Here is a 14,800-nt window from a genome sequence, read left to right on the forward strand (position 1 = left end):
AACCAGACCAATGTTTCATTTGACAGACCAAAGAATAGAGGGCCATATTTGCCTTTGTTACATAGCCTTCGCCATTCAAAACTTCGTGCTACAAAAAATAAATCGTGACAAAAATGTGATTACAGAAAAATTGCTAAGAGAAGCATTAGACAAAATGCAAGTAAGTCTGATAGATAACAATGGGAAAAAATCTTACTTGAGATCGATGCCATCAGAAAACGAAAAACTCATCCTAAATAAAATGGGTCTAAAACCAATCTTACCAATCCAAACACAAGAAAAGTTTAAAATCTAAAAATCCACCAAAATAATGGTTTGTAGAGAGCCGATTGGACAATACTGTGCCTTATTATCAATTACTTAACTCAAAATGGTGTCAAACTCAAGAAAAAAAGTAGAAATTGAGGCAGTATATACAAATCTTAAAAAAAATAATGGTTTGTAGAGAGCCGATTGGACAATACTGTGCCTTATTATCAATTACTTAACTCAAAATGGTGTCAAACTCAAGAAAAAAAGTAGAAATTGAGGCAGTATATACAAATCTTAAAAAAGAAAAAAAAACTTTAAAACCGCGGGATTTTATTGGCAAATTCCCTTTTAAAGGTGATAGCCTAAAATTTCAAGAAGATTTGAGATAATGAATCAAAGGGCTATAATTTTAGATAACAATATCAGCAATGTTATGTCTTCTTGTAATTCAGTCTTGAGATAGATAAAATTGATTAAAACTGGACAAATTAATCTCTAGAATTTGATTTTCTAGCATTTAATCCTCCAAGCTTAATAGAAATAATAGTTAAAACCTTAAGATTATCAAATCACTTATGAATCTCACCTCCCCCCAGCCGCACAATGCTCCTTCAAATACTTGGTGTAGAGCGTAGAAAGATGTAAAGTCGTACCTTCACCTTCATATATTCCGTGACTTCGGTTGGGGTAGGGCATAAACTGGAACTGCTTGTTGTATTTTATCATTTCGTTTATCAGCAGTTCGGCGTTTTGGTAATGCACATTATCGTCGCCTGTTCCGTGTATGTAGAGCAGATTTCCTCTGAAATTTTTGACAAAATGTAAGGGAGAACCATTCACAAAGTCCTCTCTGTTTTCTTGCGGAATTCCCATGTATCTTTCTTGATAGATATTGTCGTAAGTTAATTGGTTGGCCACCGCAGCAATAGAAATTCCCGTTTTGTAAATTTCTGGATATTGGAATAGACAATTTAAAGTAGCCGATCCGCCACCACTCCAACCCCAAATGGCTACGCGGGAAGTGTCGATGAAATCATATTTTTTAAACATCTCCAAAGCTCCCATGGCTTGGTCTCGGATGTTTACGATGCCAATTTTTCGGTATATGGATTTTCTCCATTCTCGACCTTTGGGAGCGGGCGTTCCTCTACCATCCAAAGCTGCATAAATATAGCCGTCTTCGGCCATATCTCCATTGTAAAGCCTGTTTTGGTCAACACCAAACACATCGTTTACCACTGTGCCTGCGGGCTCAGAGTACACATAGAATACAATTGGGTACTTCTTTTTTGGGTCGAAATTATGTGGTTTAGCGATAAAACCATCCATCAAAGTACCATCTACGGTGGTAACTTGAAAAAACTCAACATCTTTTTCTTGAGGTTTTTGCATGGCCAAAATTGATTTTGAGGCATCTGTGGGTTTTCCTGAAGGTAAAGCAATAATTTCGGAAACTCGTGGAGTAAAATAATTGGAGAAATTATGAAAGGCATATTTGGCATTTTCCGAAATTTTGTATCCGTGCGTTCCTGTCAATTCACCTTGGCTTACTTTTTCCGCCTTTGATTGTTGGCTAATGTTGACTCTGTAAAGATATGACTGTGTTGCGTTTCGGGGCGAAGCCATAAAATAGATGAAATCGTTTTTGGTATCCATTGCCATTATTTTTTGAATGTCGTAATCTCCATCGGTCAGCAACACCTCCGATTTTCCATCTTTGGCCACCTTATAGATATGCCTCCATCCGTCTTTTTCACTCACCCAGATAAACGATTGGCCATTTTCTACCCAATCCCAACCTATGATATTTCCATAACTCCAGCTATTTCTAACATCTATCCATGCATCGTCTTTTTCTTGATAAAATGTTCGGGCGGCACCTGTTTTGGCATTGCAATACATGAGTTTACTCTCATTTTGCTTTCTGTTGAGTTGTTGGATTATCACTTCATCAGAATTATTCGCCCATTCCATTCTAGGTATATAATGCTGCTGTGTATCACCTGGCACATTCATCCAAGTCGTTTTTTTTGTAGCGATATTGGCTACACCAACCTTACACACGGATGGACTTTCGCCTACTTTTGGATATTCGACAGGTACATTTTTGGCGTATATTTCATCGGTATTGTTTATCATCAAAAAGTCTTTGATTTTATTGGCATCAATTTGCCAATAAGCGATGCTTTTGCTGTCTGGACTCCATCTAAAGCCATCTCTACAGTCAAATTCCTCTTCGTAAGCCCAATCAAAAGTGCCATTTATTATCTTGCCACTAGTTTGTGTTAATGGGCTTATTTTGTGTGTTTTCAGGTCTTCGATGTAAAGATTTCTCTCGCTTACATAAGCGGCCATTTTGCCGTCTGGAGATATTTTAGCAAACATTAAAGAAGAACTAGGTTTTCCTTTTCCAATTTGGCTTAAAGCTTTGCTTTTTAGGTCTAGTATCCAATAATCGCCTCTGGTTTCTTGTCTCCAAACTCTTTTTGAATTGGTGTAGATAAGAATTTTGTTTTGGTCAGCCGAAAAACTGAAGCTTTTTGGAACCAAAGGCGTATCAGAGCCAGTAGGCGTTAAAGTCTTTTTGTCAATAAAAACAGCTTTTTGGTTTTCTGGTAAAGTATATTTTATTATCTCTCCAGAATCAATTATAAAATAATCATCTCCTTGCCAGACAACATTTTGTGCATTCGTGTTTATCGTAAAAAAGCAAACGAGGACCGTAAATATTTTAAAGAATCTCATATTATTATTGGCGTTTATTTTAGTTTGATTCGAAAAATTAAGCATTTTTTTCAAGACAAGAATCTAAAATTTAATTATTTTGAAAAAATCCCTAACTTGTAGGCAATATTCAACCTTAAGAAATGAAAAAACTATTTATTCTACTTTTAGTAGCAAACCTTGCTTTAGGGCAATCCCCAATTATTTCTTCCGAATTTATCTACGAAAACGCCCCATTCCCTTCTTGTCATGCCTCTACATTGGCAGAAACGAATGATGGAATAGTAGCAGCTTGGTTTGGAGGCACAGCTGAGAGAGACCCTGATGTAGGTATTTGGGTGAGCAGAATGGAAAATGGAAAATGGTCAACACCTGAAGAAGTAGCCAATGGCGTAGAAAGTCCTAAGAAAAGATATCCAACATGGAATCCGGTTTTATTCCAAATGCCTGGTGCTGAATTAATTTTGTTTTATAAAGTTGGTCCAAGTCCCTCTACTTGGTGGGGAATGCTGAAAAGGTCTTTTGACGGAGGAAAGACTTGGTCTGCGGCTGAAAAACTGCCAGATGGGATCTATGGACCAATAAAAAACAAGCCAGTTTTACTTTCGGATGGCACATTATTATGCCCAACCAGTTCGGAAGACAATGGCTGGAGAGTACATTTTGAAACAACCAAAGATGCAGGTAAAACTTGGACAAAAACTGAGGCCATAAATGATGGAAAGGAGTTTTCGGCCATTCAACCGAGTGTTTTGTTTAACAAAGATGGTAGATTACAGATTTTATGCAGAAGTAAAAATAGCTTTATTTTAGAGGCATTTTCTAGTGATAATGGCAAAACTTGGTCTGCCTTAAAGCCCATTTCATTGCCCAATCCAAATTCAGGTACGGATGCTGTTACGCTTAAAGATGGTCGACAATTGTTGGTTTATAACCATGTTGGTAAAGGAGATGAATATTGGGGAGGAAGTCGCTCCCCGCTCAATGTGGCCATCTCAAAAGATGGTAAAATATGGGATTCATTTGCGATATTGGAAAATGAAAAGAAAATGGAATTTTCCTATCCAGCAGTTATTCAAACTTCTGATGGTAAGGTACATATAACCTACACTTGGAAAAGGAAAAAGATTAAGCATGTGGTTTTGGATGTGAATTAGAATCTTTTTTGTAATTAATAGAAATACATTTTCAAAGAATGAATTTTCAAATAAATAGCCCGAATCTTCAAAATTGCTGTATTGATTTAAAAAATTATATATGCCCATTTTAGACATAAGCATAATCGTTTTATATTTATTGGCCATGGTTGGCATCGGCTTTTATTTTTCTAGAAAAAATAAAAGTACGGCTCAATTCACCACTGCATCGAGTAAAATTCCATGCTGGGCGATAGGAATGAGCTTTTATGCAACCTTTTTGAGTGCCATTACTTTTTTGGGCGATCCAGGGAAATCATTCGGTAGCAACTGGAATCCTTTCGTTTTTAGTATTTCAATGCCTTTTGCAGCTTATTTTTCTTCGAAATATTTTGTTAGTTTTTATAGAAATACGGGCGAAATTAGTGCATATACACATTTAGAAAAACGTTTTGGTTCATGGGCCAGGAGTTATGTAATGCTATGTTTTGTCCTTACCCAATTGGCTCGAATGGGAACAATTTTCTATGCCATCGCTATTGCCATCAATGCCCTTACAGGTTTTGATATTCCTTTGATTATCATGTTTTCAGGCGTTTGCGTGATTGTTTATACCGTTTTTGGAGGTATGGAGGCCGTTATTTGGACGGAAGTGGTGCAGGCAGTTTTAAAAACCATGGGGGCTTTGTTGATTTTAGGAATAATTTTATATTCTATAGATGCCAAAGTGATTATCGAGGAAGGATTTGCAAAAGATAAATTCAGTTTGGGTACTTTCAAGTTTGATCTTTTTCAGAGTTCGTTTTGGGTGGTTTTTATTTATGGGTTTTTTATAAATTTGGTCAATTTTGGTGTAGATCAAAATTATATTCAAAGATATCATACGGCTCAAAGTACCAAAGATGCTCAAATGAGTATTTGGCAATGTGTAATTTTCTTTTTGCCTGTTTCTTTTATGTTTTTCTTTATCGGGACGGCTCTTTTTGTCTATTATAATCACTTTCCAGAGCAAATTGCTGGATTAAAACAATTGGTCTCAGTTGAGAAAAACATTCCATTGGATTCTTTGTTGCCTGCGGATTATGGTGACAGGGTATTGCCACATTTTATTAAAAATAATATCCCAACAGGCTTGTTGGGCTTATTGATGGCGGCATTACTTTCGGCGGCCATGAGTACGATGAGTAGCAGCATGAATAGTTCTGCCACAGTATTTTTAAAGGATTTTTACCAAAGATATTTCAGAAAAGATCTAAGTGATTTGCAGCAATTGCGTGTTTTAAGAATCGCCACGGTATGTTTTGGACTGCTAGGGATCGTTTTTGGTATAGCCATGATGGGAGCAAAGAGCCTTTTAGATGTTTGGTGGAAACTATCTGGGATATTTGCTGGCGGAATGTTAGGTATTTTCCTTTTAGGGTATTTGGTAAAAGCCGCCAAGAAAAAAGCCGCAATTGTGGCTGTAATTGCTGGTGTTTTAATTATCGGATTCTTATCTATGAATAGCTATCTGCCTGAAAATATGCATACTGATTTAGACCCGAAACTGACCGTGGCTTTTGGTACTTTAACAATTTTGGGTGTAGGCTGGTTGGTAAGTAAGTTTTCAAAAAAAGATTTGTAAACAATAAATCCGATTCCTAAATCCTCATTAAAAAATTGGAGCGATTGAAGGGCGGATTTAGGTATTGGAATGAAGTCATCAAGGCTTTTTCTAAGCAAGTTTTAAGTTTATTGAAATCATTCGGTTTATTGATATAGACATTGGCTCCATTTAAGAAAGTCTCTTCTATGTCTTTTTCAGAGGCAGAAGTGGAATAAATAGCGATTGAAATTTCGTTAAAAGCCACATTGGCCCTAATTTCTTTTAAACAAGCCAAACCATTTTTTCTTGGCATATTCAAATCTAAAAATAGAATGTGAGGGTAGGGAAGTGTGGCTTTTTCTAAAAAATCCATCAGTTCCACCCCGTCATTTACAGTTTGAATCGTTGTTTGGATTTTAAGTTCACTAACTGCTTCCTTGAATATCAGACGATCGCTTTCGTCGTCATCAGCCAGTATTATTAATATTGGGTCATTTGTCATAATTATGCGGGTAAATATATGTCGAACTGAGAACCTTCTCCTAAAACTCCTTTGGCAAAAATAAAACCTTTGTGATTTTCAACGATTTTTTTAACAATTGCTAAGCCTATGCCTGTGCCTGAATACACTTCCTTTCCGTGTAATCTTTGGAAAACTTCAAATATTTTGTCTTTGTATTCAGGTTCAAAGCCAATGCCGTTGTCTGAGAATGAAATATGGCAGAATTTCTTTTTTTGCATTTTATTTCTTTCTACGATTGGCAGGTTTTCTCCATCTTCAAATTTGATTTTTATGATTGGAGCAATTTTAGGTTTTGAAAATTTTAAAGAATTGGTCATAAGGTTAGCAACCAATTGTCTAAACTGAAATGGAATGATTTTTAAAGTACAAAAGCCCTCAACTTCTATTTGAGCTTGTTTTTCTTCTATGGTCTCCCACAATTCTGTTCGAACTTCTTCAATAATTTGGTTAACATTGGTTTCCTCAAAAATTCTTTCTTCAGTATTTAATCTCGAAAAAGCCAAAAGGTCTTCAATCAATGTTTGCATTCTATTGGCGGCATCTAACATTCTATTAAAATAATCTTTGCCAGTTTCTGATAAAACTTCAGCTTCTTTTTCTAGAATCCGTCCTCCGAATATCTGGATTTTACGAAGTGGCTCTTGCAAATCGTGACTAGAAACATAAACAAAAGCATCTAATTCTTTATTTGCAGCCTTCAGTTCTATCGCTTGATTTTCTTTTTCTTCATTTTGAAACGCGAGCTCTTTATTGGCCAGAGTTAATTCTTCTGCTCTTTTTTCTTTTTCTTCATTTTGAAAAGCCAATTCTGTATTTGCAATTCGCAGTTCTTCTGCTCTTTTTTCTTTTTCTTCATTTTGAAAAGCCAACTCAATATTTGCGGCACTGAGCTCAGCTGCTCTTTTTTCTTTTTCAGCATTTTGAAATGCCAATTCAGTATTGGCAAGTCTTAATTCAGCTGCTCTTTGTTCTTTCTCATCATTTTGAAATGCTAATTCAGAGTTGGCGAGTAAAAAATCCGCTGCACGTCTTTTTATTTCAATATTTTGTAAGGCTAATTTTTCGCTAGAAACCGCAATATCATTTGATTTATTTTCTAATCTGATTTTGAGTTTTTCTGAAGCTTTTAGGTCACTTATTATTTTGACGTAAGCTACAATTAATGATGAAATAGAAACTATAACCAAAATAAACGTAAAAAAAGGCGTTAAAAATGATGCCTGAACGAAAATACTGATTCTTTTATCTCCAAGTTTATCCTCTTCCAGCGTCATTTCTAAGATTCTATTTTTCAAGACATCTAATATCTTTTTACCCTCTATCCAGACCAATGGCGAAATATCTGAACTTTGAGACTTCTTCGTTAGTCCCCTAAAGAAAGTTCTGTTTTTTGCTATCAAATTTCGGATTTCTGAGAGCCTTTTCACTTGTCCTCGATTGTCTTTGATTAGATTTTGAAGCAAATCCAGATTTATATCGAGTTCTGCGTTTCTTATTTCCAAAGAATTCAAATAGACAGAGTCTTTCGATAAAATATAACCTTTATGACTAGATTCTAATTCTAAAATGTTGATGTAAATTTTCTCCAAAGTAATCTCTACATTTTTTGTATGATTCACCCAAGAGGCAGATTCGCTAAGATTTTTTATCCGAAAATATGACAGAAATGTCAATGCCAAAAGGATAATTATAGCACTTACAAAAATTGTTTTAATCGTTGGTTTTTTGATCATTTAAGCTAGTTTAAGGAAGTATTCATTCCTTTTTGGCTGCATGATTGTTTGGCTTTCTACTAGGGATATTATTTTTAATATGGCTTTCTTTAGGTTTTCAAATTTCCTAGGTTTGCAAATGTAGAAATTTGCTCCTAAATCATAAGTTTTCTCTATATTTTGTGGGCTTGAAGATGTAGAGAAAATTATTACGGGTATATCCTTGAATTTAGTAGAATTTCGAATTTCAGCCAAACATTCAAAACCACTTTTTTTGGGCATATTTAAATCCAAAAATATAACCGAAGGTGGAGGAGGAACAGTTTTTTCTAAAGTATCCATCAATTGAGCACCATCAATTGCCACAATCAGACTCGAATCAATATATAATTCTTTCAAAGCTATTTCAAAAAACATCGAATCATCCCTATCATCTTCAGCCAAAAGTATATTTTTCATGCAATGTTGATTTTAGAAATACCGAAATTAAAGAATTAGACAAAGAGATTTTTTAAGAGAATAGGAGTCGAATATTTATGAATAAAGAGTTGCTGAATAGGAATTTATTGTTCAATTGGCAACTTTCACATTTTTAATGCTTTACAAATATAGACATTTGCTTCACTTTTCAATTTAATACCTGGTTATAATATCATTAAATAGCTATTATAGCATTATTTATAATAATAATAGAATTCTAAACATAAAATAATGTCTATTTGTAACATAGATGACAAACCGAATTCTAGATTTATACGTATTTTGCATTGCTTAAAATTAATAATTCATGAAAGTTGTAATAATTGGCAACGGTATAGCTGGAATAACTGCGGCAATTGAACTCAGGAAAAAGTCTGACTGTGAAATTGTTGTGGTGTCTGAAGAAACTGAATATTTTTTTTCTAGAACGGCCCTAATGTATGTTTTCATGGGCCACATGAAGTTTGAGCATACGCAACCTTATGAAAAATCCTTTTGGCAAAATCAAAATATCATTTTAAAAAAAGCAAAAGTAAAATCGATAAATGCTAGTCAAAATTTCCTGAATTTAGAAAATGGTGAAAAGCTTTCCTACGATTTTTTAGTAATTGCTTCCGGATCTAAACCTAATAAATTCAACTGGCCTGGTCAAGATTTAAACGGTGTTTCTGGATTATATCATAAGTCTGATCTGGAATATTTAGAAAGTTATTCTTCTAAAATAAAGCATGCAGTAGTAGTCGGAGGTGGATTGATAGGAGTGGAGCTGGCTGAAATGCTGAAATCAAGAGGTAAAGAAGTTACATTTTTAGTCAGAGAAGGCTCTTTTTGGGACATAGTAATGTCGGAAAAAGAAGGCAGAATGCTAGAAAAGCACATCATTTCGCATGGAATTAATTTGAAATTGAACACCGAATTGAAAGAAATAAAAGGAAGTTCGGAAGTTGAGGGGCTTATTACCAATCACGGCGAAATGATTGATTGTCAATTTGTTGGCTTGACAGTTGGCGTGAGTCCAAATATTGATTTTATTAAAGAATCAGGCATAAATATTAACCGTGGAATTCTTGTGAATGATTTTTTACAGACCAATATCCAAAATATTTTTGCAATTGGAGACTGTGCAGAAATCCAAAATCCACAATTGGGAAGAAGGCCGATTGAAGCAGTTTGGTATACCGGAAAAATGATGGGTGAAGCCTTAGCAAAATCGCTTTCTGGTGTAAAAACTCAATATAATCCTGGGCATTGGTTCAATTCCGCCAAGTTTTTTGATATCGAATATCAAACTTATGGAAATGTACCAGCCAAAGTAAATGAAAGCCAAGTAGAACTCTATTGGGAAAAAGAGAACAAAGCTGTTAGGATTGTTTTTGAAAAGGCTTCAAAGAAGTTTTTAGGCATAAATACTTTTGGAATAAGAATGCGACATCAGTTTTTTGAAAGTGTCTTAAATCAAAATCAATCTGTAGATTTTGTCTTGAAAAATTTAGAAAAAGCCAACTTTGACCCTGAGTTTTATAAAAAATATGAGAAAGAAATTCGAAATGAATTCTTGAAATCAATTTAATGACAATTTTATGAACAAAAATATTGGTTTAAGTTTAGGATTTGGAGGCATAAGTATTTTGGTTTTATCCTTGTTTAATTTATTTGAAGGGGCGGCTTTATTGTACACTTCTTTGGCCATGATTTTGGCAGGAATAGTAGTTTATGCTTTTGGAAGCTACAAAGATGAAATGCCCGGAATAAAAAACAATGAGGTTTGGTTTAAGAGCGTTTCTTCTAAAGGAACAATAGCTTGGATATTAGGCTTTGTTTTGACGGCTTTTTATGTGGTCATCTATTGGTATCCAGAATACTTAGGTTTGCATAAAGAAGGAAACACTGGAATAATAGCTTTTTTTGATCCTTTGAGTTATGTTTTGAATGGCCACGCTGCAAGCCAATGGTTTGTTTATGGAACACTTTATACCATAGCAATTCTAGGATTTGGGGTGAAATTTATCCTGAAGTATCGACATAACAACTATGAAATCATACGTACGCTTTCCGTGATGTTCTTCCAATTAGGTTTTGCATTTTTGTTGCCTGAATTTTTAGCAAAACTAAATCCTGAATTAGATTATTTTGCAAAAGACATCAAAAACATGTGGCCACTCAACTATTATTTCTTTGAAGACTGGCATTTGAAGGCACTTTTAGGTGGTGGAAATCTTGGCATGTTTATGTTGTTTTTCGGAATTGGAATGGTGTTTTTGATATCACCCATATTAACCTATTTTTTTGGGAAAAGATGGTACTGTTCGTGGGTTTGTGGTTGTGGTGGATTGGCAGAAACCGCTGGCGATTCTTTTCGTCACCTTTCTGATAAGTCCGATAAAGCTTGGAAAATAGAACGATGGATGATTCATTCAGTTTTACTTTTTATTTTTATTACCACTGTCGCTGTTATATATTCTTTTTTAATAAATGAAAAAGCGGTACTTCAACCCAATGTGTTTTTATTTGGTGTAATCGGTTTTCTTGGCATATTTACACTTTATATCAATAAAATTGGCTACAAAAAATTGGCCTTAGATGCTAGAAAAGGTATTTATTGGGCATCAGGAATAATTTCATTGTTTTTGATTGTCAATATGGCCATCGGAAATACCAATGTGTTTTTTATAGATTCATATTCACTAAGATCTTGGTATGGATTTTTTATAGGAGCAGCATTCAGCGGGGTAGTTGGGGTTGGTTTTTATCCCATTATGGGCAGTAGAGTTTGGTGCAGATTCGGCTGTCCGATGGCGGCTATTTTAGGTTTTCAGCAAAAGTTGTTGTCAAGATTCAGAATAACCACGAATGGTTCGCAGTGTATATCATGTGGGAATTGCTCCACTTATTGCGAAATGGGCATAGATGTTAGGTCTTATGCCATGAAAGGCGAAGACATCGTCCGTTCCTCATGCGTAGGATGTGGCGTTTGCTCGGCGGTTTGCCCACGAGGTGTTTTGAAATTGGAAAATGGTGCTGTGGAGATTTGAGAAGAAATATTCCGATTTAATTCAAAAAATACAAAATTTGAGCTAAATTGGCTTTCAAATTTAATGAAATGAAAGATTTAACTATATCACTTCCTGACGAGATTTATGATTCTGTTGTAAATCTATTAAAGCAAATACCAAATGTCATTCTTAACGAAGAAGATAATATACCTCAATGGCATAAAGATGTTTTGGATAGTAGATATGCCGATTTTTTGAAAAATACCAACAACGGTAGCTCTTTCCTAGAACTAAAATCCAGACTGTTATCAAATGGCAAGATTTCAGGTAATTCTTGAACCAAAAGCAGAAATTGATATTGAAGAGGCTTTTGATTATTATTTAAAGTTTTCAGAAAAATTGGCAATTAGAATTCTTCAAGAAATTGAGAATAAATTGGAAATAATTTCTGACATTCCTGAGGCTTTTCAAGTTCGATATAAAGAATTTCGAACAATCTCACTGAAAAAGTTTCCTTACATGATTCATTACTTTGTTGACAGTAAAAGTTTAGAGATTCATATTTTAGCAGTTTTACACACTTCCGTGAATACTGATAAATGGCTATAAAATATTTTTTATGAGCTTACTTTTTGGAATATTTCTCAAAAGCCTTTTTCAACTTCACTAACTATGTATTCTTTCAAATTCGTTTCTGAGACCTCATAAGGTTTTGAACTTGTAAGTTTTGAATATTAAGCACTCTTTCAATTTCCCATAGTGTTTCTGTCGTAAAATTGTGCGTGCCGCTTAGCCATCGACTGATTTCAGAAGGTTTTTTACCCATCATAAAGGCAAACTCTTGATTGGTAAAACCTCTTTTTTGAAGAGCGTTATCAATTTGTGCTGCCAAGCCCATTCTTTTGGAAATTTTTTCTTTTGTTTTTTCTGAAATGTTCTCTTTTATGCTTGATATAAGAACTCCTGTATGTTTTCTTGCTATAATCATTTTAAAAAAAAGTTTGTTTTAATTATGTGTCAATTTTATTTTCAAACAAACTTTTCCTCCTACAAATTCCCCTTCCTAAACTCCTCCACAGCATGGTTGGCGGCTCTTGCGGTCAATGCCATAAATGTTAGAGAAGGGTTTTGAGTTGAGCTACTGGTCATACATGCTCCGTCTGTTACAAAAACGTTTTTACAATGATGCAATTGATTCCATTCGTTTAATAATGAGTTTTTAGGATCTTTGCCCATTATTACGCCGCCCATTTCATGAATATCTAGCCCTGGATTCCATGCGTTTCTTTCTCTGGTTTTGATATTTGTAAAACCTGCCAATGTATACATTTCGGTCAATTGCTCTTTAAAATCTTGTGCCATTTTGCGGTCATTGTCATCCATGGCCACATTGATTCTTACCAAAGGTACTCCCCAATCATCGGTTTGGGTTTCATCCAATTTTACATAATTGCTAATCTTAGGGATTGTTTCACCCATAAAATGCGAGCCTACACGCCAATTGCCATATTTCTTCTCAAACAAATTGTTTTTTAATTCTTCTCCCCAACCTTCGCGATTGGTTACTTCCATTCTGCTTGCACTAAAGCCTGCTGCATAGCCCCTTAAAAAATCTGTCTCTTGTTTTTTTACATTTCTAAACCTTGGTATATAGCTTCCGTTTGGTCGAATTCCTTCTGTTTTTTTATCTAAATACCCCTCATATTCGGCAGAGATGCCAGTTTCAAAATTATGGAAATGTATATATTTACCTAAAAGACCATTATCGTTCCCCAGTCCATTCGGAAAACGGGCCGATTTTGAATTAAGAAGGACAATATTGGTATTTACAGTGGCTCCGTTTACAAAAATAATCTTTGCGAAATAGTTTATTTCTTCTTTTGTGATAGTATCGATTACTTTTACGCCAATAGCCTTTTGTTTTTTCTCATCATAAATAATCGAATGGGCAACCGAATTGTTCCGCATAGTCAAGTTACCCGTCATTTTTGCCCAAGGCAGGGTAGAGGCATTGCTGCTGAAATATCCACCATAAGGACAACCTCTTTGGCATAAATCCCGCTGTTGGCACTTTGCTCTTCCTTGTTGATAATGAATAGGTTGTGGGTCAGTTAAATGGGCACATCTGCCAATAATTACTGGCCTGCTTCCATTGTAATGTTTCTGCATTTGGTCAGTAAAATGTTTTTCAACACAGCTTTGCTCATGAGGTCTTAAAAATTCTCCATCGGGCAATTGCTCCAATCCGTCCTTATTGCCGCTTATCCCAGCGAAAATCTCAACATGGCTGTACCAAGGAGCCAAATCCTCATATCCAATTGGCCAGTGCACGTCAAATCCATCACGTTCTGGTCCTTCAAAGTCATATTTGCTCCATCTTTGGGTTCCGCGTGCCCACATAAGAGATTTACCACCAGTTTGGTAGCCCCGAATCCAGTCGAAAGGCAATTCTTGAATATAAGGGTGCTCTTTGTCTTTTACGAAAAAATGAGCGGCGTCTTCCTGAAAAGCATAACATTTGCTTGCAATGGGGTTTGCGTCTTTCATTTCTTTGGTGATTTGTCCAAGGTGGTCAAACTCCCATGGCTCCATCATTGTGGTTGGGTATTCACCATGGTTTACCGACCTTCCCCTTTCCAAAACCAAGGTTTTTAAGCCTTTTTCGCACAGTTCTTTTGCTGCCCATCCTCCGCTGATACCCGAACCTATTACTATGGCATCAAAAGTCCTTTTCTTTTTCGAATCTATATTGAAATTTGACATATTCTAAATTAAATTTCGACACAACCATGGAAAAATCCTGGTGCCATTTGGTAGTTTTTATGAGTAGTAAGATAATATTCTGAGCTGGTGTAGGCTCTAATCGTAAGGTTTTTTAAGAAATTTATATTTTTAGTATCTGTTGCATTACTTTTTATAATGTCTAAGGCTTCATTATTCTGGAGATTTTCAAAAGATTTGCCAAATCTTGTATTTGCTGCTTTATTTATATTTGCTGCAGTCTCATTTATTTCTTTTTGAAAATTTGTTGGATAGCAGTCATTCAGTATTCTTTGTATATATAAATGTGCCCCAATGCTTTTTGCACCTGGTGAGTTTGTTTCAGGAATTGTAACATCAACGAATTTGCTAAGGACTCCGGATGGTTCTATATTGTTGAAATCTAAATCTTTATCTGACCAATTGTTAGCCCAAGCTGGGAAGTGGCTTGCACCAATCAGACCCAAACCTAAAGATTTAATTAAGTTTCTTCTTTTCATAAAAGGTTATTTTGTCAGCTAAATTACATCTTTAGGCTTATAAAACGCATATTTTTAAAAAAAATTAAAAACTCATTGTTTAATCATTTTTTAATAAACTTGAAAATCACCTTTTTCAAAGGTATTTTTGTACTA

General features: G+C 35.1%; 14 protein-coding genes. 7 read left to right on the top strand and 7 right to left on the bottom strand.

The features are described 5' to 3' along the window. On the top strand, positions 1 to 295 hold a 295-nt coding region (locus tag EGI22_RS09250), incomplete at its 5' end, for a hypothetical protein (protein ID WP_255067954.1). Between the two features lie 539 nt (positions 296 to 834). On the opposite strand, the gene EGI22_RS09255 is transcribed toward EGI22_RS09250, so the two are convergent. Beyond that, entirely contained in the window at positions 835 to 3,042 is a 2,208-nt protein-coding gene (locus EGI22_RS09255; RefSeq protein WP_255067955.1) for a DPP IV N-terminal domain-containing protein, read from the bottom strand. 77 nt (positions 3,043 to 3,119) lie between these two features. Between EGI22_RS09255 and EGI22_RS09260 the strand changes: the two genes are divergently transcribed. Further along, entirely contained in the window at positions 3,120 to 4,133 is a 1,014-nt protein-coding gene (locus tag EGI22_RS09260) for an exo-alpha-sialidase (RefSeq protein WP_255067956.1), read from the top strand. Between the two features lie 100 nt (positions 4,134 to 4,233). Continuing rightward, complete coding sequence (locus EGI22_RS09265) at positions 4,234 to 5,736, top strand: sodium:solute symporter (protein WP_255067957.1); 1,503 nt, start codon at positions 4,234 to 4,236, stop codon at positions 5,734 to 5,736. A gap of 16 nt (positions 5,737 to 5,752) precedes the next feature. On the opposite strand, the gene EGI22_RS09270 is transcribed toward EGI22_RS09265, so the two are convergent. From EGI22_RS09270 to EGI22_RS09280, 3 genes are read right to left on the bottom strand one after another with little or no spacing between them, the layout of a single operon-like run. Next, the gene (locus EGI22_RS09270; RefSeq protein ID WP_255067958.1) at positions 5,753 to 6,199 is read right to left on the bottom strand and encodes a response regulator; all 447 of its coding nucleotides are present in this window, start codon (positions 6,197 to 6,199) and stop codon (positions 5,753 to 5,755) included. A gap of 2 nt (positions 6,200 to 6,201) precedes the next feature. Continuing rightward, positions 6,202 to 7,953 carry an ATP-binding protein gene (locus EGI22_RS09275; RefSeq protein ID WP_255067959.1) on the bottom strand — a complete coding sequence of 584 codons (1,752 nt, stop codon included), beginning with the start codon at positions 7,951 to 7,953 and terminating at the stop codon, positions 6,202 to 6,204. Next, complete coding sequence (locus EGI22_RS09280; protein WP_255067960.1) at positions 7,954 to 8,391, bottom strand: response regulator; 438 nt, start codon at positions 8,389 to 8,391, stop codon at positions 7,954 to 7,956. It lies immediately after the preceding gene. A gap of 328 nt (positions 8,392 to 8,719) precedes the next feature. Between EGI22_RS09280 and EGI22_RS09285 the strand changes: the two genes are divergently transcribed. The 4 genes from EGI22_RS09285 to EGI22_RS09300 all read left to right on the top strand — a co-directional run bounded on the left by EGI22_RS09285 (position 8,720) and on the right by EGI22_RS09300 (position 12,014). Then, on the top strand, positions 8,720 to 9,982 hold the full coding sequence (locus EGI22_RS09285; RefSeq protein WP_255067962.1) for an NAD(P)/FAD-dependent oxidoreductase: 1,263 nt from the start codon (positions 8,720 to 8,722) through the stop codon (positions 9,980 to 9,982). A gap of 10 nt (positions 9,983 to 9,992) precedes the next feature. Next, the gene (locus EGI22_RS09290; protein WP_255067963.1) at positions 9,993 to 11,444 is read left to right on the top strand and encodes a 4Fe-4S dicluster domain-containing protein; all 1,452 of its coding nucleotides are present in this window, start codon (positions 9,993 to 9,995) and stop codon (positions 11,442 to 11,444) included. Between the two features lie 68 nt (positions 11,445 to 11,512). After that, a complete protein-coding gene (locus EGI22_RS09295; protein ID WP_255067964.1) occupies positions 11,513 to 11,743 on the top strand; it encodes an addiction module protein in 231 nt (76 codons plus the stop codon). Further along, entirely contained in the window at positions 11,718 to 12,014 is a 297-nt protein-coding gene (locus EGI22_RS09300; RefSeq protein ID WP_255067965.1) for a type II toxin-antitoxin system RelE/ParE family toxin, read from the top strand. Before EGI22_RS09295 ends, EGI22_RS09300 begins: the two co-directional genes overlap by 26 nt. Before the next feature lie 73 nt (positions 12,015 to 12,087). Here the strand turns inward: EGI22_RS09300 and EGI22_RS09305 are convergent, their stop codons facing one another. Genes EGI22_RS09305 through EGI22_RS09315 form a run of 3 tightly spaced genes read right to left on the bottom strand, consistent with a single transcriptional unit; the run spans position 12,088 to position 14,665 of the window. After that, the gene (locus EGI22_RS09305; protein WP_255067966.1) at positions 12,088 to 12,393 is read right to left on the bottom strand and encodes a helix-turn-helix transcriptional regulator; all 306 of its coding nucleotides are present in this window, start codon (positions 12,391 to 12,393) and stop codon (positions 12,088 to 12,090) included. Positions 12,394 to 12,452: 59 nt separating this feature from the next. Continuing rightward, the gene (locus EGI22_RS09310) at positions 12,453 to 14,168 is read right to left on the bottom strand and encodes a GMC oxidoreductase (protein WP_255067968.1); all 1,716 of its coding nucleotides are present in this window, start codon (positions 14,166 to 14,168) and stop codon (positions 12,453 to 12,455) included. An 8-nt stretch (positions 14,169 to 14,176) separates the two neighbouring features. Further along, a complete protein-coding gene (locus EGI22_RS09315; protein ID WP_255067969.1) occupies positions 14,177 to 14,665 on the bottom strand; it encodes a gluconate 2-dehydrogenase subunit 3 family protein in 489 nt (162 codons plus the stop codon). Between the last annotated feature and the right edge of the window lie 135 nt (positions 14,666 to 14,800).

It is taken from the genome of Lacihabitans sp. LS3-19, assembly GCF_024343575.1.
In the GTDB taxonomy this organism is placed as follows: Bacteria; Bacteroidota; Bacteroidia; order Cytophagales; family Spirosomataceae; genus Leadbetterella.

Excerpts from the sequence above, each read along its gene's own strand:
- EGI22_RS09255 (WP_255067955.1), bottom strand. The coding sequence starts at position 3,042 with ATGCTTAATTTTTCGAATCAAACTAAAATAAACGCCAATAATAATATG.
- EGI22_RS09260 (WP_255067956.1), top strand. The coding sequence starts at position 3,120 with ATGAAAAAACTATTTATTCTACTTTTAGTAGCAAACCTTGCTTTAGGG.
- EGI22_RS09265 (WP_255067957.1), top strand. The coding sequence starts at position 4,234 with ATGCCCATTTTAGACATAAGCATAATCGTTTTATATTTATTGGCCATG.
- EGI22_RS09270 (WP_255067958.1), bottom strand. The coding sequence starts at position 6,199 with ATGACAAATGACCCAATATTAATAATACTGGCTGATGACGACGAAAGC.
- EGI22_RS09275 (WP_255067959.1), bottom strand. The coding sequence starts at position 7,953 with ATGATCAAAAAACCAACGATTAAAACAATTTTTGTAAGTGCTATAATT.
- EGI22_RS09280 (WP_255067960.1), bottom strand. The coding sequence starts at position 8,391 with ATGAAAAATATACTTTTGGCTGAAGATGATAGGGATGATTCGATGTTT.
- EGI22_RS09285 (WP_255067962.1), top strand. The coding sequence starts at position 8,720 with ATGAAAGTTGTAATAATTGGCAACGGTATAGCTGGAATAACTGCGGCA.
- EGI22_RS09290 (WP_255067963.1), top strand. The coding sequence starts at position 9,993 with ATGAACAAAAATATTGGTTTAAGTTTAGGATTTGGAGGCATAAGTATT.
- EGI22_RS09295 (WP_255067964.1), top strand. The coding sequence starts at position 11,513 with ATGAAAGATTTAACTATATCACTTCCTGACGAGATTTATGATTCTGTT.
- EGI22_RS09300 (WP_255067965.1), top strand. The coding sequence starts at position 11,718 with ATGGCAAGATTTCAGGTAATTCTTGAACCAAAAGCAGAAATTGATATT.
- EGI22_RS09305 (WP_255067966.1), bottom strand. The coding sequence starts at position 12,393 with ATGATTATAGCAAGAAAACATACAGGAGTTCTTATATCAAGCATAAAA.
- EGI22_RS09310 (WP_255067968.1), bottom strand. The coding sequence starts at position 14,168 with ATGTCAAATTTCAATATAGATTCGAAAAAGAAAAGGACTTTTGATGCC.
- EGI22_RS09315 (WP_255067969.1), bottom strand. The coding sequence starts at position 14,665 with ATGAAAAGAAGAAACTTAATTAAATCTTTAGGTTTGGGTCTGATTGGT.